At 61.5% G+C, this 25,359-nt stretch carries 20 protein-coding genes; 13 read left to right on the plus strand and 7 right to left on the minus strand.

Translation table 11 applies throughout. From position 1 onward, the window contains the following. Positions 1 to 81: 81 nt before the first annotated feature. From B058_RS0114885 to B058_RS0114895, 3 genes are all read right to left on the minus strand, one after another. Complete coding sequence (locus B058_RS0114885; RefSeq protein WP_018509293.1) at positions 82 to 2,469, minus strand: CehA/McbA family metallohydrolase domain-containing protein; 2,388 nt, start codon at positions 2,467 to 2,469, stop codon at positions 82 to 84. Positions 2,470 to 2,551: 82 nt separating this feature from the next. Next, a complete protein-coding gene (locus B058_RS0114890) occupies positions 2,552 to 4,060 on the minus strand; it encodes an SLC13 family permease (RefSeq protein ID WP_018509294.1) in 1,509 nt (502 codons plus the stop codon). An 8-nt stretch (positions 4,061 to 4,068) separates the two neighbouring features. Further along, positions 4,069 to 4,656: a hypothetical protein gene (locus tag B058_RS0114895; RefSeq protein ID WP_169335103.1), complete on the minus strand. Its 588-nt coding sequence runs from the start codon at positions 4,654 to 4,656 to the stop codon at positions 4,069 to 4,071. A gap of 250 nt (positions 4,657 to 4,906) precedes the next feature. Here B058_RS0114895 and B058_RS0114900 point away from each other — a divergent pair, with 250 nt between their 5' ends. Then, on the plus strand, positions 4,907 to 5,551 hold the full coding sequence (locus tag B058_RS0114900; protein WP_169335104.1) for a Crp/Fnr family transcriptional regulator: 645 nt from the start codon (positions 4,907 to 4,909) through the stop codon (positions 5,549 to 5,551). 179 nt (positions 5,552 to 5,730) lie between these two features. Here the strand turns inward: B058_RS0114900 and gyrB are convergent, their stop codons facing one another. The 3 genes from gyrB to dnaA form a co-directional block, all read right to left on the minus strand. Further along, positions 5,731 to 8,208 carry a DNA topoisomerase (ATP-hydrolyzing) subunit B gene (gene gyrB / locus B058_RS0114905; RefSeq protein ID WP_026240965.1) on the minus strand — a complete coding sequence of 826 codons (2,478 nt, stop codon included), beginning with the start codon at positions 8,206 to 8,208 and terminating at the stop codon, positions 5,731 to 5,733. Between the two features lie 66 nt (positions 8,209 to 8,274). Continuing rightward, complete coding sequence (dnaN, locus tag B058_RS0114910) at positions 8,275 to 9,378, minus strand: DNA polymerase III subunit beta (protein ID WP_018509298.1); 1,104 nt, start codon at positions 9,376 to 9,378, stop codon at positions 8,275 to 8,277. Between the two features lie 179 nt (positions 9,379 to 9,557). After that, complete coding sequence (dnaA, locus tag B058_RS0114915; protein ID WP_018509299.1) at positions 9,558 to 10,901, minus strand: chromosomal replication initiator protein DnaA; 1,344 nt, start codon at positions 10,899 to 10,901, stop codon at positions 9,558 to 9,560. 228 nt (positions 10,902 to 11,129) lie between these two features. On the opposite strand from dnaA, the gene rpmH reads away from it, so the two are divergent. From rpmH to B058_RS0114955, 8 genes are all read left to right on the plus strand, one after another. After that, positions 11,130 to 11,264, plus strand: a complete 135-nt coding sequence (gene rpmH, locus B058_RS0114920) for a 50S ribosomal protein L34 (protein WP_011313339.1) — start codon at positions 11,130 to 11,132, stop codon at positions 11,262 to 11,264. Between the two features lie 77 nt (positions 11,265 to 11,341). Next, positions 11,342 to 11,692 (plus strand): ribonuclease P protein component, encoded by a 351-nt coding sequence (rnpA, locus tag B058_RS17075; RefSeq protein ID WP_245539326.1) that lies wholly within the window; start codon positions 11,342 to 11,344, stop codon positions 11,690 to 11,692. Between the two features lie 11 nt (positions 11,693 to 11,703). After that, entirely contained in the window at positions 11,704 to 13,347 is a 1,644-nt protein-coding gene (gene yidC, locus B058_RS0114930; RefSeq protein ID WP_018509301.1) for a membrane protein insertase YidC, read from the plus strand. After that, the gene (gene mnmE / locus B058_RS0114935) at positions 13,319 to 14,659 is read left to right on the plus strand and encodes a tRNA uridine-5-carboxymethylaminomethyl(34) synthesis GTPase MnmE (protein WP_026240966.1); all 1,341 of its coding nucleotides are present in this window, start codon (positions 13,319 to 13,321) and stop codon (positions 14,657 to 14,659) included. The genes yidC and mnmE overlap by 29 nt, the downstream gene beginning before the upstream one ends. Positions 14,660 to 14,797: 138 nt before the next feature. Then, complete coding sequence (locus B058_RS0114940; protein ID WP_018509303.1) at positions 14,798 to 15,274, plus strand: c-type cytochrome; 477 nt, start codon at positions 14,798 to 14,800, stop codon at positions 15,272 to 15,274. Beyond that, positions 15,271 to 15,957 carry a cytochrome b/b6 domain-containing protein gene (locus B058_RS0114945; RefSeq protein ID WP_026240967.1) on the plus strand — a complete coding sequence of 229 codons (687 nt, stop codon included), beginning with the start codon at positions 15,271 to 15,273 and terminating at the stop codon, positions 15,955 to 15,957. The genes B058_RS0114940 and B058_RS0114945 overlap by 4 nt, the downstream gene beginning before the upstream one ends. 93 nt (positions 15,958 to 16,050) lie before the next feature. Continuing rightward, the gene (locus B058_RS0114950; RefSeq protein WP_018509305.1) at positions 16,051 to 17,817 is read left to right on the plus strand and encodes an ABC transporter ATP-binding protein; all 1,767 of its coding nucleotides are present in this window, start codon (positions 16,051 to 16,053) and stop codon (positions 17,815 to 17,817) included. Between the two features lie 315 nt (positions 17,818 to 18,132). Further along, positions 18,133 to 19,815: a DEAD/DEAH box helicase gene (locus B058_RS0114955; RefSeq protein ID WP_018509306.1), complete on the plus strand. Its 1,683-nt coding sequence runs from the start codon at positions 18,133 to 18,135 to the stop codon at positions 19,813 to 19,815. A 102-nt stretch (positions 19,816 to 19,917) separates the two neighbouring features. Here the strand turns inward: B058_RS0114955 and B058_RS0114960 are convergent, their stop codons facing one another. Beyond that, positions 19,918 to 20,874 (minus strand): diguanylate cyclase, encoded by a 957-nt coding sequence (locus tag B058_RS0114960; protein WP_018509307.1) that lies wholly within the window; start codon positions 20,872 to 20,874, stop codon positions 19,918 to 19,920. A gap of 252 nt (positions 20,875 to 21,126) precedes the next feature. On the opposite strand from B058_RS0114960, the gene pxpB reads away from it, so the two are divergent. From pxpB to B058_RS0114980, 4 genes are read left to right on the plus strand one after another with little or no spacing between them, the layout of a single operon-like run. Then, positions 21,127 to 21,777 carry a 5-oxoprolinase subunit PxpB gene (pxpB, locus tag B058_RS0114965; protein ID WP_026240968.1) on the plus strand — a complete coding sequence of 217 codons (651 nt, stop codon included), beginning with the start codon at positions 21,127 to 21,129 and terminating at the stop codon, positions 21,775 to 21,777. Then, on the plus strand, positions 21,774 to 22,685 hold the full coding sequence (locus B058_RS17080) for a 5-oxoprolinase subunit C family protein (protein WP_018509309.1): 912 nt from the start codon (positions 21,774 to 21,776) through the stop codon (positions 22,683 to 22,685). Before pxpB ends, B058_RS17080 begins: the two co-directional genes overlap by 4 nt. Further along, a complete protein-coding gene (gene pxpA / locus B058_RS0114975) occupies positions 22,682 to 23,392 on the plus strand; it encodes a 5-oxoprolinase subunit PxpA (RefSeq protein ID WP_018509310.1) in 711 nt (236 codons plus the stop codon). The genes B058_RS17080 and pxpA overlap by 4 nt, the downstream gene beginning before the upstream one ends. A 30-nt stretch (positions 23,393 to 23,422) precedes the next feature. Then, positions 23,423 to 25,327 (plus strand): ATP-binding cassette domain-containing protein, encoded by a 1,905-nt coding sequence (locus B058_RS0114980; protein WP_018509311.1) that lies wholly within the window; start codon positions 23,423 to 23,425, stop codon positions 25,325 to 25,327. The last annotated feature ends 32 nt before the right edge of the window (positions 25,328 to 25,359 follow it).

Consider the following 25,359-nt stretch of genomic DNA (forward strand, 5'->3'; position numbering starts at 1 on the left):
GCAGGGACGCAAGGGCATCGGGAAGAAAGGCGGGGGGATATTCCCTTGGCAACCCGTTGCGCCCTGTGTGAGAGAAGCCGTTTATCCATCAAAGGTAATGAACAACGCTGATGTCCATACCTTCGCATCATCGATCTGCCTCCCAAAAAAGTAAACCGGGCGGTGGCCGTGCGGGCCATTATGCGGGTCGATGTTGAGCGTGCCGCTGACTTCCCGCGGTGCAGGTGAATCGCTCATGCGCTCAAAGGCGAGAAACATCTCCACCCCGGGCAGATCCTTCTTGAGCCGCGCCGCTTCAAGCAATTCCGCCCCGGTGATTTCCCACTCGAATGTCGGGCAGTGCACGAAAGGATTGCCCTTGAGCGGATCGCCGACTTTCACATAGCCGTCTATCGTGCCTTCGACGCGAATCTTCGCCGTGGCCAGGTGCGACACGTCAAGCTCGATGGCATCCACATCGCCATAGGTATCGCTCCTGAAACCCACCGTGGTGGCAGATTCGCGCCAGCAGGTTTCTTCGAGATGTTCGAATCCGCGACCGGTGAAATCGTTGATCACCGCATTGGTGATGGTGACCTTGCCCTTCCAGGCAGCCCAGCGGTAACGATCCTTGACCCGCGCGCCGCCCCAGCGGAAGCGGATCTTGCGCTCGGAGTAGCCGAGTTCCTGTTGCAAGTTGCGGCGCCAGATCTCGCCGGTGTGGTCGAAGGCAATGATTTCGTCCCAGCCCGCGTCGCCGAGGAAACGATAATCAACCGACGCCGGCCCCTTGTGCCCGAACTCATCGCCCATGATGTGCTCATTGCAGCGAATCAAGCCATAGCTGCGCTCGCCGGTGGACGCAAAGGTGTGGCGCGCACGCAAGGCCTCAGCCACGGCCTTTCTGGAAAGCTCCGGCGCAATGACGCCGGAGATGCCGCCCTTGGTGCCGAAGACCGCGGTGCCGGGCACGCCGCCGCCGCAGCGACCGCGATGTTCGTCGCCGGCCATGGACGCACCGATCTTGTAACCGCGAGTCATCGCCTCCTGATACAGCCAGCCGAAATGGCCCCAGCTGGAGCCGATCTCGATCAGCCGCTCCAGCTTGGGATGGTGCCAGTCGAGAATGCAGCGTCGACCGCCCACGTGCGGAATCAGCAGGTGGCCATCCGGATCTTTCGCATAGGCCACCCATAACTCTTCCAGCGGCCAGGCACCCGGCTCGACGGTGGCCGAGCGCATGTCTTCGTTCCATTCCACCGATCGCACATGCTCGCCGGTCTTGAGGTAGGGAAATTCCGGTTCCCCGTCGTGCAGAAACACCACGTTGTGATCGCCGCCTGCGCAGCTCGATCCGCACCACTCGGTGCCCGGATAGGCCACAAAGCTGCCGTCCGTGGTGATCGAATGAATCAATTCGACCGTACTCTTCCATTTCTCCGTGGTGATATTGAAGTCGTTATGCGCAAAGGCCAGGATATCCAGACCGCTTACATCGCGACCATAGGTGAGGTTGTAGCTCGTGGTATTGGTGCCGATCGTGTCTTCGGAATGCACATGCAGATCGCAGTAGTAAATACGCGGCATCGTCAACGCCTTGTCCACTGTGACGTAGAAGACCGCCGGCTTGACCCATGGGTGTTCTGGTAGATGGGCGGTGACCGCCAATTCACCGGCTTCCTGCGCCGGCAAATCTTCCAGCAACAACACGGCCCAGCCTTTTTCCGCCAGTGTCGCTTCTTTGCTGTACACCGGCCTGCCGTTCAGCGTCGCGTTGATCCGCACCTTGTCGCCGCGATTCCAGCAGGTATTCCCCCATTGATCCTCGCTGCGCAGCCGCAGCGGAAATTTTTCATTCGCTCGCACGATGCGCGAGCCGGCCCACATCAACTGCGCCGGCGCGCCGGGTTTGATATCGATCACCAGGTCTTCGCCAATGGAAGCGAAGCGCGAGGTGCCAAGGGGGTCGACATAGCAGCGGATGCGGAAACTCTCCTCGACGAAAGTCTGCACGCGCGTACCGGCGCCGCCAAAACGCCGGTCGCCCAGGCGGATGATGATGTGGTCGCCAGCCTTGAGGTAACCGTCGTAGGTATCGACGATTACTGCTTTCTGGAAAGGCCGTTCATGGCCTTTCTGATCGAAGCGCACGCTGAGCTTCTGCACGGTCGCCGGTGACTGGCCGGGAATGGTCGGCGCGGCGTGATATTCGGCGGAGATGTAGTTGGCGCCGGCCGGATCGGTATTCTGGAACAGCGCCCAGTCGGAATAGAAGCGAAACGTCGCCTTGAACCAGGATCCGTCGGCCATGCCCGAGGCGCCGAGTTCGTAGTCGATGACGATTTCCTGCCAGGAGCCCGCTTCCATGCGCTCGATGTTGCACGAGACCTTTCCCAGAAAGGGCATGTCCTTGGTGATCTGATACAGGCCTTGCGGTGCGATGTAGTCGCCAAGTTTTTCTTTCAGTTCGGCGTCGGTCATTTTCTTCATGTTGTCTTCCTCGTTTTACTGGTACGGCAGGCACATCCAAGCCGAACGGAAGTCGGTTGGGGATGTGTCGATCAGGGCAGATTTATTGGAAAGGCCAAGGTGCTGCGGGATCCCACACGGGGATGCCCATGAAGGCATACCATGGCGCCATGACACAGATGCCGTAGGCGATCGCTATCAGCACCGAAACCCAGCCTACTTTCGCGTAGTCGGCCATGCTGAAGGTGCCGCTGCTGTAGGCGATGACCGCCGCCGTGATTTGCGTTGGCAGGATGTAGGCGAAGGTATCGGTGTCGGATACAAGCATGGTGAACGCCACCGGGTGCAACCCAAGCTTGGGTGCAAGCGCCAGTAGTATCGGCGCCAGCATGGTGATTGCCGCCACATTCGACAGCATGCCGAGCCGGATCACATGCGTGCCCGCCATCAGGATCAGCAGCACCATCCACCACGGATGGCCCATCGCCAGCGGATGAATGATGTCCGACAACCACTGTGCAAGCCCGGTACTGCCCATTGCGGACGACATCGAAAGCGCGCCCGCGAGTAACAGGAAGGTGCCCCAGATCGTGCGATCCTGCAGCTCTTTCCACTTGAAACCGAACATGCCGGGCATGAACAGCACCGCCAACCCCATCAGCGCCGCATTATGCGATTTGATGCCGTGCCAGGATTCCGTCACCCACAGCAACGCTATCACGCCGAATACCACGAGAATGAGCCATTCCGCCTGACTGGTCTTCGGCTGTTCCGCGTATTGCCTTTGCACTGCCTCATAACCCCCGTGCACACCCACGCCATGCGTCTTGAAGTAGCGCTGCATCCACCACTGGGTAATGACAAACATGCCGAGATAGGGCCATTGCAGCTTGAACCAGTCGATATAGGACAGGTGTAACGCAAGCTCGGTGTCGAGCAAGCCGACGATCACCAGGTTTGGCAGGTGCGCAGTCATGATGCACATGCCGCTGATCATCGAACCATAGACCAGCGTCTGGATGACGATAGCCTTCTTGCCGGCGCGTTCTTCCGGTGTATCGCCGAACATATTGGTAATGCCGTTCACCACCGGCAACAACGTCGCGGCACGTGCGTTGGCTGCAGGAATGATCAACGACAACAGCAAGTTGGCGCCGAACATAGCCCAGATCACGCCATTGACCGTTCTTACCTTGAGCTTGTGCAGCATCCCCAGTGCGATGCGTCGATCCAGACCGGCTGCCTGCATCACAGCAGCAAAAATGAATGCCGCCAGACACAGAAACACCACCGGCGTCGAAAAACCACTGGCCGCCTTGGGAAACTTGTCGATCGCACCGGTCATCACCAGCAGCATAGGGATCAACATTCCGGATACGCCGACTGGAATCGCTTCGGTAATCCACATGAGACATGCCCATACCATGACCGCCAGCGTTGCCTTGCCCGCGGTGGAAAGTCCCTCTGGCACGGGCATCACCCACAGGATCAGGAAAAACGCGATCCAGGCTGCGATGAATCCGCACGCACACTTGCCGGGCGATCGTCCGGAATCACGAATATTGCTGCCCCAGTTGGCGATAAAGCCGCCGCTCTGCACTTGTTCGCTCATAAGGCCCCCTATTGCAGACTGGCTGCAGTCAGCGACACCAACAGCACGCCGATCACATCATTGCCGCTTTTCACCGGTACGGAAACCTGCACTGATTCGATATTGGTACTGGGATCGGGCTTGGATTCACCCTGCTGCCACACTTTTCCGCTGAACGATTCGTCGAAGTTTGGCTTGCCCTTACCGATATAAATCGCCGGCATGGACGTAAAAGCGACGCGATGGCTCTTGTCGCCCGACAGCACGATTTTATTGATCCACTTGGCGTCGGCATTCATCCACTTGGTCAGGCGTTGCCCGGCCGGATTGTCAACCAAGCCTTTGACGATGGGATCGCTTTCCTTCAACTCGCGCCACTTGGCATTGCCCAACATGGGAATTGGGCCTTTGGCGTTGGATTCCTTCACGGCTTTTACAATGACAGGATCCATGGCCCACAGGGCTGCCTGCTTTTTATAGGCATCGATCTTGGGTTGCATCTTGGGTGTCACGTCAGCCGCCCACACAGGTGTCGTGACGATCACTGCAGCCAACAGCGCCCAAATGTTGAGGAAAAGGGAAGAAGAGAAGCATCGGGCTCGAGAGTGGTAAGGCATCGTAACCTCCATCAGGGTAGGACTCCGTTATGAGGGACACAGACAATGTCCCATTCCTGTTTGTGGTTCTCCGGCTTCGGATACCAACCCCTTTACACTCCCGAAGCGGCATAAGTAGTATTCTGGCCATCTCGAGGAAAGTATGTCGGCCAACTGACATTTCCGGCATTAAAGAAATGTCGTTTAAGGCGCGGCAATCCAACAGAGGATGCGCATGCCACTTGATCAGCAAACCGACATACTCGCCCGCATGAGCGGGGAAGACCGGGAAGCATTGCTTTCCCTCGGCACGATGCAGCGTTTTTCCAAGGGCGAATTCGTGTTCCGTGCAGGGGCGCCCGGCAAGCACGTCTATTTCCTTCGCAAAGGCCGAGTCAAGATTTGCCAGCCGTCGCATACCGGCAAGGAAGTCATTCTGTGGTTCTGCTTCGCAGGGGAAATGTTTGGTCTTGCAGAAGTAGCGCAGGGAGGAGGGCGCGTGGTGCATGCGCACGTGTGCGAGGCCTCAGAGGTGCTTAAATTGTCGCAGAGCCAGTTTTCCGGCTTTCTTCGCGACCATCCTGATTCCCTGCATCTCGTCATGCAGGTGCTGTCGTGCCGTATGCGCACCCTGAGTGAAGTCATCGTCAATCTGGTCAATGACGACGTTGAGACCCGCATCATGAAGTTGATCCTACGCTTGAGTGCGCGCCATGGCGTCCACGTTGGGCAGGATATCCACCTCGACATCACGCTTACCCACCAAGAAATTGCCGATATGGTCGGCACCACACGCCAAACGGTTACGGGGATGCTCAGCAAGCTAAAGCGGAGAGGCTTTCTAAGCCTGGAAAACCGCAGAATTTATATTGAGAGTCCGGAAATGCACGCTGCGGCTTCTGGCCCGGACCATTAGGAATGATGGTCGATTGCCTACGGCCAATCCCATGTCTGCGTTTTCTTTGCTTCTTCATTACGCCAAAGAAAAGGCCAACCAGATCGGTTGGCCTTACGACGTTGCCAATTTCAGAAATTCTGTCCCGTAGAATGGCTTCTCGTGACGCTATTTCCGTTTACGCACACTAACAGCTTGACTCAAACATCCAGATTGCGCACACCCAGCGCATTCGTCTCAATGAAATTGCGCCGCGGTTCGACATCGTCGCCCATCAGAGTGGTGAAAATCTGATCGGACGAGATCGCATCCTCGATCTGCACTTTCATCAGACGGCGCACCTTGGGATCCATCGTGGTTTCCCACAGCTGGGCGGGGTTCATCTCGCCCAATCCCTTGTAGCGCTGGATGCTCATGCCGCGTTTGACTTCGGCGAGGAACCAGTCCATCGCTTCGCGGAAGCTCTGCACCGAGGCTTCCTTCTCGCCGCGCTTGGCGCGGGCGCCGAGGCCAATGAGGTCGCGCAGCAGGTCGCCAACCTTGACCAGCTGGTTGTAGTCGCCTGATTCGAGCAGATCGTCCTCAAGGAAATTCACATACGCATTGCCGTGTGCATGGCGGGTGATACGCAGACGATGCGTGTCGGTTTCACTGATGTATTCGGCGGCAATCTCGAATTTCTGGGCATCCAGCGCCGCGCCCAGACTTGCTTCCGCCATCATGGCCGCGTTGCTGTCGGCCAGGGAAAGACGCGGGATGCGCATCAACGCCTGCAGTACGTCGTCGGGCAGCAGACGAGCGAGGCGTTCGCTGACGGCCTCGGCGAGGAAATATTCGCGCGCCAGGATTTCCAGCGCTTCGCCGGAAATCGGCATGGCTCCGTCCATCGGGGTCAGTTCGGCATCTTTCATCGCCTCGGCCATCAGGTGCTCCTTCAGCGCATGCTCATCCTTGATGTAGCGCTCGGATCGGCCATGCTTGACCTTGTACAGCGGCGGCTGCGCGATGTAGATGTGGCCGCGTTCGACCAGTTCGGGCATCTGACGGTAGAAAAAGGTCAGCAGCAAGGTGCGGATGTGGGCGCCGTCGACGTCCGCATCGGTCATGATGATGATGCGGTGGTAGCGCAGTTTGTCCGGATTGTAATCGTCCTTGCCGATGCTGGTGCCGAGCGCGGTGATCAGCGTGGCAATTTCCTGGCTGCCGATGACCTTGTCGAAGCGCGCGCGCTCGACGTTGAGTATCTTGCCCTTCAAGGGCAGGATCGCCTGGAACTTGCGGTCGCGCCCCTGCTTGGCGGAGCCGCCGGCGGAATCGCCCTCGACTAGATAGATCTCGCACAATGCCGGGTCTTTTTCCTGGCAGTCGGCCAGCTTGCCGGGCAGGCCAAGGCCGTCCATGACGCCCTTGCGGCGCGTGATTTCCCGTGCCTTGCGTGCGGCCTCGCGGGCGCGCGCGGCATCGACGATCTTGGCGCACAGCAGCTTGGCGTCGTTGGGGTTTTCCAGCAGGAATTCGGCGAGCTTCTGGCCGACCACTTCCTGCACCACCGGCTGCACTTCGCTTGACACCAGCTTGTCCTTGGTCTGGCTGGAAAACTTGGGCTCCGGTACTTTCACCGACAGCACGCAGGTGAGGCCTTCGCGCATGTCGTCGCCGGTGGTCTCGACCTTGGCTTTCTTGGCGACTTCGTTTTCCTCGATGTACTTGTTCAACACCCGCGTCATCGCCATGCGCAGGCCAGTGAGGTGCGTACCGCCGTCGCGTTGCGGAATGTTGTTGGTGAAGCACTGTACGGTCTCAGTATAGCTGTCGTTCCACTGCATGGCGACTTCGACGGTCATGCCGTCCTTCTCGCCGATGGCACTGAAAATCTTCGGGTGCAGCGGATTCTTGAGACGGCTCATGTATTCGACAAAGCCCTTCACACCTCCCGAGTGCGCGAAGTTTTCGCTCTTGCCGTCGCGATGATCGATCAGTTCGATCTTCACGCCGTTGTTGAGGAAGGACAGTTCACGGATACGTTTGGCGAGGATGTCGAAGTGGAATTCGACCTTGCCTACGCCGAAGATTTCCTCGTCGGCCAAAAAGTGCACTTCGGTGCCGCGCCCTTCGGCGTCGCCGACGATCTGCATGGGCGAGACTTCGACGCCGTTCTGGATTTCGATGGGGCGGTCGACGACCTTGCCCTGGTGGAAGGTCATCGCGTATTTCTTGCCGTCTCGACGCACGATCAGTTTGAGCCACTTCGACAGTCCGTTGACGCACGACACGCCGACGCCGTGCAGACCGCCCGATACCTTGTAGCTGTTCTGGTTGAATTTGCCGCCGGCATGCAGCACGGTCATGACGATTTCGGCCGCACTGCGCTTGGGTTCATGCTTGTCGTCGAATTTGACGCCGACCGGAATGCCGCGTCCGTTGTCGGAAATCGAAATCGAGTTGTCGGGGTGGATGATGACCTTGATGTCGTCACACCAACCCGCCAACGCTTCGTCAATGGCGTTGTCGAGCACTTCGAACACCATGTGGTGCAGGCCGGTACCGTCGGACGTATCGCCGATGTACATGCCTGGACGCTTGCGTACGGCTTCCAGTCCTTCCAGCTGCTGGATGCTGTCTTCGTCGTAGCCGCCATTCATGTCGTCGGGCATCGCGTTGTCGGGCTTGTCGCTCATGGTGTTCATACCCCGTATGGGGCGTTCCTGTCGGTTATTGCTAAGGGAATCAGACGTTGTTCCGGCTTAGATGCGCATGGGCATCACGACGTACTTGAAGCCGGCTTCGCCTTCGCTGGTCAGCAGCATGCTGCTGTTGGCGTCGCCCAGGGACAGCGTGATTTCATCGGTATTGACGGCACCCAGGCCATCCAGCAGGTAGGTCACGTTGAAACCGACATCCAGCGGATCACCGTTATAGCTGACCTCGATCTCGTCGGCGGCTTCTTCCTGCTCGTTGTTGTTGCAAACGATACCCAGGGTGTTTTCGCTCATCACCAGGCGGACGCCGCGGAATTTCTCGTTCGACAGGATCGCCGCGCGCTGCAGGGCCTGCATCACGCTCTGACGGTTGGCCTTGAGGTGACGCGGCTGGTTGGTGGGGATGACGCGCTGATAGTCGGGGAATTTACCGTCGACCACTTTGGTCACCAGCTCGGTTCCGGGCAGGGTGATGGTGACCTGATTGGTGCCGATGCGCAGTTCGACCGGATCGTCCACGTCGCCCAATAGTTTGGAAAGCTCGACCACGGTCTTGCGGGGAATGATGACCTCGCGCGCTTCGGCTTCGGTTTCCAGTTGGGTTTCAGCATAGCTCAACCGGTGGCCGTCGGTGGCGACGACGCGTAACTGTTTGCCGTCCAGTACCAGCAACATGCCGTTGAGGTAATACCGGATGTCCTGGCTGGCCATGGCGAACTGCACCAGCTGCAACAGGCGCTTCAGCGTTTTTTGCGGCAGACGGATGGCTTCGCCCAGGCCAACTCCGGTTTCGACCCTCGGAAAATCAGCAGCCGGCAGGGTTTGCAGCGTGAAGCGGGACTTGCCTGCACTGACCACGACCTGGCTGTCCTTGGAGTCGAGCTTGACCTTGGCGGAATCAGGCAACGCACGCACGATGTCGAACAGCTTGCGTGCCGCAATAGTGATGGCGAAATCCTCACCCTCTTGCACATCCAACTGCGTGCTCACCTGCAGCTCCAGGTCGGTCGCCAGCAGGGTCAGCTTGCTGCCTTTTTTCTCCAGCAGGAGATTGGACAGGATGGGGAGGGTATGGCGGCGTTCGACAACCCCGACAACTGCGGTGAGGGAAGCCAGGAGTGTGTTGCGTTCGCTTTGTACTAATAGCATTTATATATTCCTGAGAATCATAATAAAGGCAGCCTAAAACTGGGGGTAAGCCTTCTTACTCAATTAAAACAGCGACTTGTTGCTTGTTTTGGGGTGTGGATAACAGCGGGGAAACACGGGAGGAAAGGGGATGGATTTCCCGCTCTGCCCGCATGACCCGCTTTATCCACATTTCATCCTCAGCCTGTCAGGCTTTGTAACAACACCAGATAATCACGGCCGATGTCGGCCTCGGTCTCGCGTAACTCGGCAACTTTACGACAGGCATGGATCACCGTGGTGTGGTCGCGTCCGCCGAAGGACTCGCCGATTTCCGGCAGGCTCTGGTTGGTGAGCTCCTTGGCCAGCGCCATGGCAATCTGGCGGGGGCGGGCCAGGTTGCGTGTCCGTTTCTTGGAGAACATGTCGGCAACCTTGATCTTGTAGAAGTCGGCGACGGTTTTCTGGATGTTCTCGATCGAGACGATGCGGGAGGTCGAGGCGATGAGGTCGCGCAGCGCCTCTTTGACCAGTTCCAGGGTGATGGGTTTTTCGTGGAAGCGAGAAAAAGCGATCACCCGCTTGAGGGCGCCTTCGAGTTCGCGTACGTTGGAACGCACCTGCTTGGCGATGAAGAAGGCGACGTTTTCATCGAGCTTGACGCTTTCCGCCTGGGCCTTGGCCAGCAGGATCGCGACCCGCATTTCCAGTTCCGGCGGCTCGACGGCCACTGTCAGGCCCCAAGCGAAACGGGATTTCAGGCGGTCGTCGAGGCCACTGATTTCCTTGGGAAAGGTATCGCAGGTGATGACGATCTGTTTCTTGTTTTCGATCAGTGAGTTGAAGACGTAGAAAAACTCTTCCTGGGTACGGTCTTTTTTGGCGAGGAACTGGATGTCGTCGATCAGCAGCAGGTCCAGCGACATGTAGCGCCGCTTCAGATCGTCGAACTGCTTGTTCAGATAGGCCTTCACCACGTCGTCGACGTAATCGTTGGCATGGATGTAGCTGATGCGTGCATTGGGATTGGCCTGGCGCACGGTGTTGCCGATGGCCTGCAACAGGTGGGTCTTGCCCAGTCCGACGCCGCCGTAGACGAACAGCGGGTTGTAGGCTACGCCGGGATTGTCGGCGATTTGCAGTGCAGCCGCCCGTGCCAACTGGTTGGCGCGGCCGGAAACGAAATTGTCGAAGGTGAAGCCGGGGTTGATGCGCATCCCCATCTGGGCGGGGGCAGGCACGCTGGCAGGTAGCGGGGCAGGCGTAGCGACGGCAGACGGGGCTGTGTGCGTACGCGGAGCACTGGGTTTTTTACCCAGGGCATAGGTGATGGAGACAGGGCGCGCATAGAATTCTTGCGCCCAGCCATCGATATGTTCGGCAAATTTCTCGCGTACCCAGTCCATCACGAAATGATTGGGTGCCAGGATGCGCACCTCGCCGCCAGCATCCTCAAACACGAGGGGTTTGATCCATGTGCTGAACTGCTGCTGGGTCAGATTGGCGCGAAAGCGCTCTTGGCAAAGGTCCCAGAAGGAATCCATAGTCGAGGGGAGAGGGGCGGAAAGCAGCATGGGATTCAAACGCGAATCTTACTCCCCTTCGGCTAGGTTATCCACAGGCAGAGTGCTCCGGACTTGGCGGGGCGTTCGCGCGCGAACTTGACACATCCCCGGGAGGGCGGGTCTAATACGCGGTTTTTCAACAGATTTTTTGTGTTTGGCTCGCCCGCCCTTGCGGGATGGGCCAATGCCTGCCAGAAAGGATATGCCATGAAACGCACTTACCAGCCTTCCACCGTCCGCCGCAAGCGCACCCACGGTTTTCGTGCCCGCATGAAAACCAAGGCGGGCCGTGCCGTGATCAACGCGCGTCGCGCCAAGGGCCGCGCACGTCTGGCCGTCTAATCAACGCGCATCACGACTCAGCGGGTGGCGTGCGCCTCCGCGATGCGCGGCTGGTCGACAAGGCTGATTTTGATCAGGTGTTTGCTGACAATCAACGCGCACGAACGGATTATCTGATGGTGATGGCCCGGCCCAACCAGGTGGGATATCCCCGGTTGGGCATGGTCGTTGCCAAGCGACTGCTTGCGCGTGCGGTGGATCGCAACCGCGTCAAACGATGTGTGCGCGAAAGCTTTCGACAGGCTTTGCCGGAACTGCCCGCGTGCGACTTTGTCGTTCGTCTCATTGCCAAGCCGGTCCCGGGCGATGAGGCACGGGATTTGTTGCGCACGTTCGCACGTGCGGGCCATCGAGCCATGGCAAAATGGCCCGCCGTGGTGTCAGGCGAATCCCTGATTGCCACTCCGGAACCTCATCCCAACTCATAGCGTCCCGTTCCATGGATAACCAGCGGCTGATTCTTTTTATTGTCTTTTCCTTTTCCCTGCTTTTGCTGTGGGAAGCCTGGCAGGACAAGCATACGCCCCCGCCGCCAGCCGTCACGGCGACGAACGCCCCGGCCAGCACAAGCACGCCGCCCGTTCCAAGCCAGGGGCTGAACGCTCCCGCCGCCGCACCGGCCCAGACCGGATTTACGAAGGGCGCGCGCGCGGTGGTGGAAACCGATGTGCTGCGTGCCACGATCGATGCCGATGGCGGCGATCTCCGTCAGCTTCAATTGCTGACCTATCGCGAGACAGAAACACGCAACGAGATCTTCACGCTGTTTGAAGAGGACCCAACCCAGCCTTACCTGGCGCAGAGCGGCCTGCTCGGCAAGGATCTCCCGACGCACCGCAGCGTTTTTCAGTTGAATCCCGGCACCTACCGCCTGACCCGTGGCGCCTCGCAAGTGGAGGTCCCGCTGGTGTGGAATGATCCCGCCACGGGCGTGCGCGTCGAGAAGACCTATGTCTTCAAGCGCAACAGCTATGAGATCGCCCTCAGAACACGGGTCATCAACAACGGGACCCAGCCGGTCGACCTGACCCCGTATTACCAGTTCACCCGCCATTCCGGCGCCCCGCGCGGCGCATCTTTCTTCCTGCATACGTTTACCGGCCCGGCTTTCTACACGGACGCCAAAAAATTCCAGAAAGTCACGTTCAAAGCCATCCAGGAAGGCAAAGCCGAGTTTGAAAAAACGGCCGACAACGGATGGGTGAGCCTTGTGCAGCATCACTTTGTGGCGGCCTGGCTGCCCGAGGGCAGCGTCAAGCGCGAGTATTACGCACGCGCACTGGGGAATGACCTCTACTCCGCCGGCGTCATTCTGGCGGAGGGCACACTGGCGCCGGGCCAGCAGAAAGTCTTTACCGTGCCCTTGTATGCGGGGCCCCAGACGCAGAAATTGCTCGAAGCGGCCGCCCCCGGTCTGGATCTCGCGCGTGATTACGGCTGGCTGACGCCGTTGGCCTTCCCCATCTACTGGTCGCTGGCAAAAATCGAGCGTTTCGTCGGCAACTGGGGATGGGCCATCATCATCCTGACCATCCTCCTCAAACTGGCGCTGTTCCCGCTGTCGGCTGCCGGTTACAAGTCGATGGCCAAGATGAAGAAACTCACGCCGCGCCTGCAGCAGCTGAAGGAAACCTACGGCGACGACCGCGCCAAGCTGCATCAGGCGATGGCGGAGCTGTACAAGACCGAGAAAATCAACCCGCTCGGCGGCTGCCTGCCTATCCTGATCCAGATTCCGGTGTTCATCGCGCTGTACTGGGTGCTGCTCGCGGCTGTGGAAATGCGCGGCGCGCCGTGGCTGGGCTGGATCACCGACCTGACGGCGCCCGACCCCTTTTACATTCTGCCGATCATCATGGGCATCACCTCGATCCTGCAGGTCAAGCTGAATCCGCAGCCGATGGATCCGATGCAGGCCAAGATCATGATGATCATGCCGGTGGCATTCACCGTGATGTTCGTGTTCTTCCCCGCCGGCCTCGTGCTGTACTGGATCGTCAACAACATCCTGTCCATCACGCAACAGTGGGTGATCAACAAACAGGTTCAGGACGGTGGCAAGCTTGCCTCCGGCAAAGCCTGATCTGATTGCTGCCATCGCCACTGCGCCCGGGCGCGGTGGGGTGGGCGTGGTACGCGTATCGGGGACGGACATCGCCCCGCTTGCACAAGCCATGCTTGGGCGCGTGCCCGCACCGCGCCATGCGACGTTCTGTCGCTTTCTCGATCGCGATGGCGAAGCCCTCGACGAGGGGATCGCCCTCCATTTTGTCGCCCCCCATTCGTTTACCGGCGAGCACGTCCTGGAACTGCAAGGTCATGGTGGGCCTGTGGTGCTTAACCTGATCCTGCAACGTTGTCTGGAACTCGGTGCGCGGCTGGCCGAGCCGGGCGAATTCTCTCGTCGCGCCTTTCTGAATGGCAGGCTTGACCTGACCCAGGCCGAGGCGGTGGCCGATCTGATCGACGCGGCCTCCACCGAGGCGGCGCGCTCGGCGGTGCGTTCACTGGCAGGGGCCTTCTCGGCGCGGATCGCGGAACTGGTCGAAGCGCTGACGCGCCTGCGCATGCTGGTCGAGGCTACGCTCGACTTTCCCGAAGAGGAGATCGACTTTCTCAAACAGGCCGATGCCTTCGGGCGCCTCGATGCGATCGACGCCAGCCTGGCCGTGGTGCGGTCGCAGGCGAAGCAGGGCGCGTTGCTGCGCGAGGGTTTGACCGTCGTGCTGATTGGCCAGCCGAACGTGGGCAAGTCGAGTTTGCTGAATCAACTGGCCGGATTCGAGGCCGCGATTGTCACCGAGATCGCCGGCACCACGCGCGATACCGTGCGTGAGGCAATCCAGATCGAGGGTGTGCCGTTGCACATCGTCGATACCGCCGGTCTGCGTGAAACCGACGACACGGTGGAGAAACTCGGCATCGCCCGTACCTGGGAGGCGGCGGAAAGGGCCGACGTGGCGTTGCTGCTGGTGGATACGGCGCATGGCCTCAGCGAGCGCGAGGCGGCGATCCTGGCGCGCTTGCCGCCAGTCGTGCGGCTCACGATCCACAACAAGATCGATGTCACTGGCGAAGCGCCGCGCGTGGCGGGTGACGAGGTCTGGCTTTCCGCCCGGACCGGTGCCGGGATCGATCTCCTGCGCGGCAAGCTGCTGGCATCGGCGGGTTGGCAGGCGGCGGGCGAGGGCACATTCATGGCGCGCGCGCGCCATCTGGATGCGCTGGGCCGTGCCGCCGGCCATCTTGCCGTTGCGCGCGAATCGGCCGGCCAACTGGAATTGTTCGCCGAGGAGCTGCGGCTGGCACAGGCCGCCTTGTCGGAAATCACCGGCGAGTTCACGGCTGACGACCTGTTGGGTGAGATTTTCAGCTCGTTCTGCATCGGAAAGTAAACGACCTTACCTGCCTGCCAGTTCCACTTCGCAAGCGACACGCATTATTTGCCGGCCCCTGCGTGCCTTGGGGAACTCGGCTCGTGTTTACGCTATCCATAAGCCTTTGCTGTTTTCTGCCCTCGACCAGGAATGACCATGATTTCGCTCAAACCCTATTTGCGCGCCGCGCCTTTATTGATCGGCGCCGCCCTGATGCTGGTCGGATGTGGCCCCAAGGTCGATACGCATCCCGGCCAGCCGGTGACGAAGCGCCGCGCACTGTTGCAGGAAACCCTGCGTACGTTTGAGCCGATGGGGATCATGGTGCGCGGCAAAACGCCTTATGTCGCAGCGAAATTCCTTACGCTCGCAGACAAGCTTCAGAGCCTGAGCACTCAGCCGTGGCCCTATTTTCCGCTAGGCAGCACCTACGCGCCGAGTCGTGCCAAACCCGCCGTGTGGCAGCAAGCCGCGCAATTCAAACAGGCGCAGGACACTTACATCAAGGCGGTGTCAGGCCTCGCTGCGATGGCCAAGACCAGCAATCTGGACGCGATCCGCCCAGCCTACACGCACGTGAGCGACAGCTGCGCCGCCTGTCATAAAACGTTTCGAGGGCCGTCGGTGTTATGACGCAGCGGTCTGCGCGGGTCAGGGTATGGGATGTGCCGGTAAGGCTGTTTCACTGGCTGCTGCTGGCCTTGTTCGGTTTCTCCTGGTGGAGTGGGGAACAGGGTAACCAATGGATGGAATACCATGGCTGGTCGGGCCTTGCCATCCTTACGCTGGTGCTGTTCCGTATTGGCTGGGGGCTTGTGGGCAGCGACACGGCGCGTTTTGCGCATTTCGTGCGGGGCCCGCGCGTCAGCTACGCGTATTTCCGCAGCGTACTGCAACGCCAGCCCAAGGCCTATCTGGGGCACAACCCGCTGGGCGGATGGATGATCGTGAGTCTGTTGCTGCTGTTGCTGGCGCAAGCGATTACCGGGCTGTTCGGCAACGATGACAGCGACTACGAAGCGCCACTCTCGCATTGGCTCGACCATAGCACCAGCAGCCTCATCACCACCCTGCATACCTACAATTTCGACCTGCTGCTGGGCTTGATCGGCCTGCATGTTGCGGCTGTCCTGGCCCATCAGTTGTTGCGCCGCGACGACATGATCAAAGCGATGTTCACCGGCATGAAGGCGGGGATAGCGGGCACAACGGCCGGGCGTCTGGTGTCGACCTGGCGGGCATTCGTGCTGTTGGGTTTAACGGCGGCACTTGTTTACGCGCTGTTCTGGATGGGCGGCGGCGCTTCGAATCTATAAGCCGCTTCACGGGCGGGACGGGCCACAGCGCTTTTACCCGGACGCGTCCGCGCTTATGCTTGCAGCGTGTAACTTTCTTCAGGACGGCCAGTCATGCTGACGTGGCGCGGCATCGCCGACGAACTCAGGATCCACCGCACGCGCCTGCTGCAGGCCAATGTCATTGCCCTGCTGGCCGTGGCGGCCGCCGTGCCGGTGCCGCTGCTGCTGCCACTGATGGTGGACGAAGTGCTGCTGCACCATCCGGGTGTCTTCGTGGACAGGATCGGCGCGGTCTTCCCCGCGGCTTGGCACGGGCCGGTGCTGTTCATCGGCGTGACGCTGCTGCTGACAGTCGCGCTCAGGCTGATGTCGATACTGCTCAACGTATGGCAGGGCCGGACGTTTTCCCTGCTGGCCAAGGACGTGGTCTACCGCATCCGGGTGCGGATGCTCGCCCGGCTGTCGCGTATCGCGCTCTCGGAGTTCGAGACGGTGGGAGCGGGCCGGGTCACCTCGCATTTCGTCACGGACTTGAATGCCATCGACAGTTTCCTCGGTGCATCGGTTTCGGGCTTGGTGGTGTCGGTGCTGACCCTGATCGGGGTGGCGGCGGTGCTGTTCTGGATGCACTGGCAACTGGCACTGTTCATCCTGTTGCTGAATCCGGTGGTGATCCTGTTTTCCACCCGCCTCGGCAAACGGGTAAAGGATCTGAAGAGGCACGAAAACCGCGCTTTTGAGGTGTTCCAGGACGCCCTGTCCGAGACCCTCGACGCGCTGACCCAGATCCGGGCGATGAACCGCGAAAAGCATTATCTGATGCGGGTGACAGACAAGGCGGCCGACATTCGTCGGCACGCGGCCGCGTTTGCCTGGAAGTCGGACGCGATGAGCCGGGTCTCGTTCTTCGTGTTCCTTGCCGGCTTCGACGCTTTCCGTGCCGGGGCGATGCTGATGGTGGTGTTTTCCAATCTCACCATCGGCGAGATGCTGGCGGTGTTCGGTTACCTGTGGTTCATGATGACGCCGGTGCAGGAACTGGTGAACCTGCAATATGCCTGGTTCGCCGCCAATGCGGCACTGGGCCGCATCAATGCGCTGCTCGGCCTGCACAGCGAACCGCAGCATTCCGCGCGGTGCGATCCGTTCGCCGACCGACCGACCGTCGGGATCGCGCTCGAGCACGTGAGCTTTGCCTATGCGGATGGCGAGACCGTGCTGGACGACGTCAGCCTCAGTGTGGCGGCGGGTGAAAAGGTGGCGCTGGTCGGGGCCTCCGGGGGCGGCAAGTCGACGCTGGTGCAGGCCTTGCTGGGGCTCTATCCGGTGAAATCCGGCCGGATCCTATATGGGGCGGCGCCGGTCACCGAGATCGGCTGGGAAGCCGTGCGCGAACATGTGGGCGTGGTACTGCAGCACCCGGTACTGTTCAACGACAGCGTGCGGGCCAATCTCACGCTCGGACGCAAAGCCGATGACGCCACGCTGTGGCAGGCGCTGGAGATCGCGCAGTTGAAGGACATCATCGCTGCCCTGCCGCACGGGCTGGATACCATCGTCGGGAAACAGGGAGTGCGGTTGTCGGGCGGACAGCGGCAACGCCTGGCCATTGCACGCATGATCGTCGCCAATCCGCAGATCGTGATCCTCGACGAGGCCACCTCCGCGCTCGACACCGACACCGAACGGCGGCTGCATCAGGCCCTCTCCGGGTTTCTGACCGGTCGCACCACGCTCATCATCGCGCATCGTTTGAGCGCAGTGAAGCAGGCTGACCGCATCCTGGTGTTCGAGAACGGCCGTGTGGTGGAGGAGGGCGCGCACGCCGAGTTGATCGACCGGGGCGGGCTCTATCACAAGCTTTACCGCCACGCGTAAAAAAATGCTGGGGAAAATCAGCGTTCCCTGATAAACTCCGCCGAGTTGTGCATACAGCAGTGGGCAGGTCAGGCTTTTGCCGCCGTGCCTCGGGACTGTTCTCACAGCCCCATCGTCTTCGACCTCTCTTTTGTGCCGCCGGGTTTCTTCATCCGGCAGTGGCAAGTCTTGTGGTTGGCGCCGATGTGATCGACGCGACCCGTTGGGCGTTTTTCAAACGCTGCTTATTTCCGGTTCGTAATTGTTGGCCTGTCTGGTTTCGAACCGGGCGCAGGCCGTGTTTGCGCATTGATGCGCACTGAAAAAGGTATTGCCATGAGCTTTTCCGAACTGGGGCTTGATCCCCTCATCCTTAAATCCGTGCTGACCGCTGGCTACGAAACCGCCACGCCCGTTCAGATGCAGGCGATTCCCGCCGCGCTGACCGGCCGTGACCTGCTGGTGTCGTCGCACACCGGCAGCGGCAAGACGGCGGCGTTCCTGCTGCCGTCGATCCAGCGCATGCTGGCCGAGCCGACCGTCAAGAGCATGGGCCCGCGGGTCCTGGTGCTGACCCCGACGCGTGAACTCGCGCTGCAGGTCGAAAAAGCCGCCATGACCTATGGCAAGGACATGCGCCGCTTCCGCACCGCCTGCCTGGTCGGCGGCGCGCCGTATGGCCTGCAGTTGAAGCGTCTGAGCCAGCCGGTGGATGTCGTGGTGGCCACGCCGGGCCGCCTGATCGATCATCTCGAGCGCGGCAAGATCGACTTCTCGCGCCTGGAAGTGCTGGTGTTGGACGAAGCCGACCGCATGCTGGACATGGGTTTTGTCGACGACATCAAGGCGATCGCCGCGCGCTGCCCGGCCGAACGCCAGACGCTGCTGTTCTCGGCCACGCTTGACGGCGTGGTGGGCAACCTGGCGCGCGAACTGACCCGCGACGCGCAGCGCATCGAGATCGAGGCCGTGCCGCACAAGGAATCCAAGATCGAACAGCGTTTGCTGTTTGCCGACAACATGGACCACAAGAACCGCCTGCTCGACGCGCTGTTGCGTGACGTTGAGATGGTGCAGGCCATCGTGTTCGCCTCCACCAAGCGCAGCACCGAGGAAATCTCCGACCTGCTGGCCGACAGCGGTTTTGCCTCCGACGCACTGCATGGCGACATGCAGCAGGGCCAGCGCAACCGCGCGCTGCAGCGCCTGCGCGAAGGCCGCACCAAGGTGCTGGTGGCGACCGACGTCGCCGCGCGTGGCATCGACGTGGCCAGCATCAGTCATGTCATCAACTTCGACTTGCCGCGCCAGGCCGAGGATTATGTCCACCGCATCGGCCGCACCGGCCGTGCCGGCCGTACCGGCATCGCGGTGAGCTTTGCCGGCATGCGCGAAGGCGGGCTGGTGAAGAACATCGAACGCTACACCGGCAACCGCATCGAGGTGCACACCTTGCCAGGGCTGGAGCCGACCCAGAAGCCGGCCTCCGGGCGCCCGTTGTCGGGTCGTCCGCGCAGCAACAACGGCCCGCGTAGCTTCGGCGACAAGCGGCCCGATGGGCAGAAGCGCAGCTTTGGCGAACGCAGCGAACCGCGTAGCTACGGCGACCGTCCGCCGCGTGGCGACAGCCGTGACAACCGCGACCGCGGTTACCGTGCCGACGCGCGTCCTGGTGGCGACCGTCCTGCCCGCAGCGATGCGCCGCGCGGCAACCGGTTTGAACAGGCTGCCGTGCGCGGCCCGTCCGACGTGCCCCGCATGACCGGCGATCGCCCGCCGCGCCATGAAGGTTTCCGCGGTGCTGACGTGCCGCGCGAGCCGAACGGCGAAGTCAACGGCAATAGCGTCGAATATTGGGAGAAGCGCGAGCGCGAAGCCAAGGCCAAAGCAGCGGCCGCGGCGACCCGCAGCTACGGCAATCGTGCGCCCGGCGCGCGTGCAGGCGCAGCCCAACCACGTGGCAACGACAATCGGGGCGGCACCAACCGCGTCGGCGTACGGGGCCGTTTCAAGGACTGATTGCACGGACGTCCGGCCAGAGAAAGGGGGCATCTGCCCCCTTTTTTGTTGTCTCTGGCGTATCCGGGCCCCGCCGGGGCGCGGCCGACAGGGGCCAGTCCATTACGACGTGGCGGGCTGTGCCAGATCTGTGAGACGGTTGAAGTGGCAGACCTGGTTCCGGCCATTGTGCTTGGCCGCGTAGAGTGCCTGGTCGGCCTTGTCGAGCAGTTCGGCCAGTATTCGGCGCGTTTCGTATTTCTGCGTTTGCGGGGTGAGCGTGGCAATGCCGACGCTGGTTGTGATGCGGGTTTTCATGTTTTCGATGGCCGCCACGGCCGCGCGCAGCCGTTCGGCCGCCATCAGGCTTTCTGCTTCGCTCAATCCGAGCGCGGCCACGACAAACTCCTCGCCGCCATGTCGCGCCACGATGTCGTTTTCCCGGGCTGCGGCCTTGAGGGTGGATGCGACGGCCTGCAGGACGCGATCGCCTTCGGCATGGCCGAAACGGTCGTTGATCTGTTTGAAATGATCCAGATCGATCATCAGCAGGGTTGCGTTTTCCTGCCGGCGATGGGCGGTTTTGAGCATTTGCTCGGCGTATTCGTAAAACGCACGCCAGTTGTACAGGCCGGTCAGGCCGTCATGGTTGGCGAGCAGTTCCAGTTCCGCATGCAGCTGCCGGAGTTCGGTGGTTTGCCGCGCGAGCGCATCCTGGGCGGCCTTGCGCTCGGTGATATCGCGTACGACACAGAGGACCAGTTGGTCGCCATGAAGCAGCATCGGGCTCAACATGATGTCGACCGGAAACTCGCTGCCATCCTTGCGCAGGGCGAAAAGCTCGGCGGCTCCGCCCATCGATCGGCTGTGTGCTTGGGTGATATAGCGGGCGCGATGGTCGATATGGAGGGCGGAGAAGCGGGCCGGGATCAACATTTCGACAGGCTGGTTGATCAGCTCGCTTCGATCATAGCCGAACAGGGTCTCCGCCTGCGCGTTCGCCAGGATTACGCGCCCGCCCTGGTCGATGACGAACAGGGTGTCGGGCGTGTATTCAAAAATATGCTGGTAGATTTCCATCGGAGAGATGAGAGGCAATATTCCGTCAGGCGCAGGGAAGGACTGGGCGGCTGCGATGCACGACCGGTCTCCGCGAGGGCTGGAGTTTTCGCCTTGGCGAGGCAATACTCGCCTGGAGGGGGATCGACGGGCTGCGGGTGTTTTGTGCCGGGACCGCAAGCGCCGGTGTTGCCTTTACACTGGCGCCCATCAGCATAGTGCTGCTTGCGATCCGTCGCATCATACGAAACTCCGAAAAGGGACTTCTACCCTATGGGAAAGCAGACAACCGGTCAACCTATCGTCGCCCCTGCGGGCTGGCGCTGGGTTGGCGAACGTGGCCTGCGGATCGAGACAGGCACCATAACATTGGTACGCTACGCATCGTTACTTTCGATGAACTTGCCAGACGTTGAAGACATTATTCCTGCAGATGGCAGCTTGTTGTTGATATTGCGGCGAGCGGCGAGGGTGTCGCCGGAAGTGCGGGCGGCGTTGAGTGCGCCTCTGGACATTGCGCAGACGGCGGTGAAAGGGAAACGACATGAGATCGTCGTCGACTACGGCGGCGCGGCGGGGCCGGATCTGCCGGCATTGGCCAAGCGTGCGGGCATGAGTGCGGCAGCCTATATCGATTGCCACGCCGCGAGGGAGTATACGGTGGCGTTTTTGGGATTCCAGCCCGGATTCCCCTATCTGCAGGGGCTGCCACCCACGCTGCAGGCGGCGCGCCGGGCGTCGCCGCGGCAACAGGTCGCAGCGGGCAGCGTGGCGATCGGCGGACCCTATACCGGGATCTACCCGGCAGGCGGGCCGGGCGGCTGGCATGTCATCGGGCGGACCGACGCGGTGTTGTTCGACCCCGATCGCCCTGCACCGGCCTTGCTGATGCCGGGCGACCGGGTACGTTTCGTTCCCACATGATCGAGGTTCTGCGTGCAGGTTTGTGCGACCTGGTGATGGATTTGGGGCGCCCGGGCCGGCGGATGCTTGGCGTGCCGGCGAGCGGGGCGGCCGATCCGGCAGCGCTGGCGGCGGCCAACCGCCTGGTGGGTAACGACCCGGCGGCGGCCGGGCTGGAGATTGCGTTGTCCGGGCCGCGACTGCAGTTTCCGCTGGGCGGGGTGGCGGCGCTTACGGGCGCCCGTTTTGCCGCCCGTCGCAGCAGTGGTGCCCCAGTGGCGTGGAATGAGACGCTGGTGATGGCAGCAGGTGAAGTTTTGACCCTGGACCGTCCCGAGACGGGTTGCCGCTGCTGGCTGGCACTGCGTGGCGGGTTGGCTGTGCCGTCGGTGATGGGTAGCCGCAGCACCTTTCTGCCGTCGGGGTTTGGCGGACATTGCGGGCGAGCCCTGCAGGCCGGGGATACCCTGCGCTGCGATGTGCCGGCGAATGAAATGAAACTGCTTCGCGCCAGTCCCCCGGTTGACGAGGCGAAGGGCTGCTTGCGGGTGGTGGCGGGGCCGCAGGCTGGGCAGTTCGATGATGTCGGCTTGGCCGCATTTTTCGGCACGCCATACCGGGTCGATGTGGCATCGGATCGGCGGGGTTTACGCTTGGCCGGGGCGTCGGTCAAGCGTCGCCGGGCCGAGTTGCCGTCGCAGGGCGTGCTGCCCGGCAGCGTACAGGTCCCGCCGGACGGCCAGCCGATCATCCTGGGATGGGATGGGCCGGTGACCGGCGGTTATCCGGTGATCGCCGGCGTGATTACGGCGGACGTGCCCCGGCTGGCGCAATTGAAGCCTGGCGATGCGGTCCGGTTCGTGACGATTGAGGTCGAGGCGGCGCGCAAACTGGCAACAGGGCAGTGGATGTTCAAGGAACTGGCATGATCGAGTTGAATGCGGATATTGGCGAGGGCTGCGATGACGGCGCACTGATGCCGTATCTGTCGCGCGCGTCCATCGCCTGCGGCGGACACACCGGCGATACCGCGAGCATGGCGGCGGCGTTGCGGCTGGCGGCCGAACACGGTGTAGCGGTGGGCGCGCATCCGAGCTATCCGGATCGCATCGGATTTGGCCGCCGCGCGCTGGAGGCCTCCGCGGAAGATATTGCGGCCTGGGTCACGCAGCAGACGGAAGCACTGGCCGAACAGGCCGTGCGGCTGGGCCTGCGGCTGGCGCATGTGAAACCGCATGGTGCGCTTTACAACGCGGCGGCACAGGACCGCAATGTGGCCCAGGCCATTGTGCAGGCGGTCACGGCATTCGACCCCGGTCTGGCACTGGTCGGGTTGGCGGGGTCGCAATTGATCGCTGCCGGCCGGGCGGCTGGACGGATTGTGTTGAATGAAGCGTTTGCCGATCGCCGATACCAATCCAATGGCCAGCTTGTTTCACGTGAAACCGAGGGCGCACTGGTGACCGATCCCGACGCGGCAGCGCAGCAGGCGTGCGCACTTGCGCAGGGAAGGGCCGTTATCGCGCTGGATGGCACGCCCCTCCGGGTTCAGGCTGAAACCCTCTGCTTGCACAGCGACACACCCCATGCATTAAATATTGCGCGAGCCGTCCATGCGGCCCTCAATCGCGGATAATTCCGCGCTCGTTGTTTCATCGTCCATACCATGCCGCTCCTTACGCTTGACCGACTCGAACTGGCCTACGGCCACTGGCCGCTTCTCGACGGCGCCTCGCTGGTGGTCGAGGCAGGCGAGCGTATCGGCCTGATCGGCCGCAACGGCACGGGTAAGTCCAGCCTGCTGAAAATCATCGCCGGCGAGAGTCTGGCGGATGCGGGCGAGGTGTGGCGCGCGCCCGGCCTGAAGCTGGCATATGTGCCCCAGGAACCGCAGTTCCAGGCCGGCCATAGCGTGTTCGAGGCGGTGGCGGAGGGCGTCGGCGCAGCACAGACCCTGCTGGCCGAATACCACGCCGTGGCGCATGCCATGGCGGAAGGCGATGAAACGGTGTACGCCGATTTCGAGCGGCTGTCGCATGAGCTGGAAGTGGCCGATGCCTGGCGGTTCCACAGCCGGGTGGAAGAAACCCTGCAACGCCTGAATCTGGATGCCGACGCGGCGGTGGAAACCCTGTCCGGCGGCCTGAAAAAGCGGGTGGCGCTGGCTCGCGCGCTGGTGACCGACCCTCAACTGTTGCTGCTGGACGAGCCGACCAACCATCTGGATTTTTCCGCCATCGAATGGCTGGAGACCATGCTCAACGACTACCGCGGCGCGCTGCTCTTCATCACCCACGACCGGCGTTTCCTGGACAACGTCGCCAACCGCATCGTCGAGCTCGATCGCGGCCAGTTGCGCGAATACCAGGGCAATTTCAGCGCCTATCAGCTCAAGAAGGCCGAGCAGCTGGAGGTCGAGGCAGTCCACAACCGCAAGTTCGACAAGTTCTGGAAACAGGAAGAGGCCTGGATCCGCAAGGGGGTCGAGGCGCGCCGCACCCGTAACGAAGGCCGGGTGCGCCGGCTGGAAGCCTTGCGCCGCACCCGCGAGGCGCGCATCGCCCATGCAGGGCAGGTGGGCTTCCACATTGACGCTGGCGATCGCTCCGGCAAAGTGGTGGCCGAACTCGATCACGTCACCTACGGTTACGACAACCGCGTGCTGATCCGCGATTTCTCCACGACTATCCTGCGCGGCGACAAGCTGGGCCTCCTGGGCCCCAACGGGGTCGGCAAGACCACGCTGATCCGGCTGATCCTGGGCGAGCTGAAGCCGCAATCGGGCTGGATCAAGCAGGGAACCAAGCTTGAGGTCGCGTATTTCGACCAGTTCCGCAACCAGCTGAACGACGAGGCGACGCTGATCGACACGATTTCGCCTGGCTCCGACTACGTTGAAATCGGCGGCCAGAAAAAGCATGTCATCAGCTATCTGGAAGATTTTTTGTTTCCCGCCGAACGCGCCCGCGCCAAGGTGTCGGCGCTGTCCGGAGGCGAGCGCAACCGGCTGTTGCTGGCACGCCTGTTTGCCCGCCCTGCCAACCTGCTGGTGCTGGACGAGCCGACCAATGATCTCGACATCGATACCCTGGAATTGCTGGAGCAGCTGCTACAAGACTACGGCGGCACCGTCATCATCGTCTCGCACGACCGCGCGTTTCTGGACAACGTCGTTACCCAGTCGATCGCGTTCGAGGGTGAGGGCAAGCTGACCGAGATCGTCGGTGGCTATGCCGACTGGCGCGCCTGGCAGCAACGACAGCGAGTCGCGGCCGAGGCTCCGCGTGGGGCGACCCCCAAGGCGTCTGTCCAGACTGCGCCGGCCAAGCCCGCATCCAAAAGCAAACTCAGTTTCAAAGAGGCACGGGAGCTCGAAGCGCTGCCGGCGCAGATCGAGGCGCTGGAGGCCGAGCAGGCACAGATTGCAGAGCGGCTGGCGGATCCGGCGTTGTATCAAGCGAGTCCGCAGGAGGCTGCGGCGTTGCAGGCACGCTCGGAAGCCATCGAAGCCGGGCTGCTCGAGGCGCTGACACGCTGGGAAATGCTGGAGGCGAAAGCATCTGCAGGTTGAAATGAATTGAGCGGCGGGACAACGGGGCCATG

It is taken from the genome of Thiobacillus thioparus DSM 505 (assembly GCF_000373385.1).
GTDB lineage: Bacteria > Pseudomonadota > Gammaproteobacteria > Burkholderiales > Thiobacillaceae > Thiobacillus > Thiobacillus thioparus.

Excerpts from the sequence above, each read along its gene's own strand:
- B058_RS0114885 (WP_018509293.1), bottom strand. The coding sequence starts at position 2,469 with ATGAAGAAAATGACCGACGCCGAACTGAAAGAAAAACTTGGCGACTAC.
- B058_RS0114890 (WP_018509294.1), bottom strand. The coding sequence starts at position 4,060 with ATGAGCGAACAAGTGCAGAGCGGCGGCTTTATCGCCAACTGGGGCAGC.
- B058_RS0114895 (WP_169335103.1), bottom strand. The coding sequence starts at position 4,656 with ATGCCTTACCACTCTCGAGCCCGATGCTTCTCTTCTTCCCTTTTCCTC.
- B058_RS0114900 (WP_169335104.1), top strand. The coding sequence starts at position 4,907 with ATGAGCGGGGAAGACCGGGAAGCATTGCTTTCCCTCGGCACGATGCAG.
- gyrB (WP_026240965.1), bottom strand. The coding sequence starts at position 8,208 with ATGAGCGACAAGCCCGACAACGCGATGCCCGACGACATGAATGGCGGC.
- dnaN (WP_018509298.1), bottom strand. The coding sequence starts at position 9,378 with ATGCTATTAGTACAAAGCGAACGCAACACACTCCTGGCTTCCCTCACC.
- dnaA (WP_018509299.1), bottom strand. The coding sequence starts at position 10,901 with ATGGATTCCTTCTGGGACCTTTGCCAAGAGCGCTTTCGCGCCAATCTG.
- rpmH (WP_011313339.1), top strand. The coding sequence starts at position 11,130 with ATGAAACGCACTTACCAGCCTTCCACCGTCCGCCGCAAGCGCACCCAC.
- yidC (WP_018509301.1), top strand. The coding sequence starts at position 11,704 with ATGGATAACCAGCGGCTGATTCTTTTTATTGTCTTTTCCTTTTCCCTG.
- B058_RS0114940 (WP_018509303.1), top strand. The coding sequence starts at position 14,798 with ATGATTTCGCTCAAACCCTATTTGCGCGCCGCGCCTTTATTGATCGGC.
- B058_RS0114945 (WP_026240967.1), top strand. The coding sequence starts at position 15,271 with ATGACGCAGCGGTCTGCGCGGGTCAGGGTATGGGATGTGCCGGTAAGG.
- B058_RS0114950 (WP_018509305.1), top strand. The coding sequence starts at position 16,051 with ATGCTGACGTGGCGCGGCATCGCCGACGAACTCAGGATCCACCGCACG.
- B058_RS0114955 (WP_018509306.1), top strand. The coding sequence starts at position 18,133 with ATGAGCTTTTCCGAACTGGGGCTTGATCCCCTCATCCTTAAATCCGTG.
- B058_RS0114960 (WP_018509307.1), bottom strand. The coding sequence starts at position 20,874 with ATGGAAATCTACCAGCATATTTTTGAATACACGCCCGACACCCTGTTC.
- pxpB (WP_026240968.1), top strand. The coding sequence starts at position 21,127 with ATGGGAAAGCAGACAACCGGTCAACCTATCGTCGCCCCTGCGGGCTGG.
- B058_RS17080 (WP_018509309.1), top strand. The coding sequence starts at position 21,774 with ATGATCGAGGTTCTGCGTGCAGGTTTGTGCGACCTGGTGATGGATTTG.
- pxpA (WP_018509310.1), top strand. The coding sequence starts at position 22,682 with ATGATCGAGTTGAATGCGGATATTGGCGAGGGCTGCGATGACGGCGCA.
- B058_RS0114980 (WP_018509311.1), top strand. The coding sequence starts at position 23,423 with ATGCCGCTCCTTACGCTTGACCGACTCGAACTGGCCTACGGCCACTGG.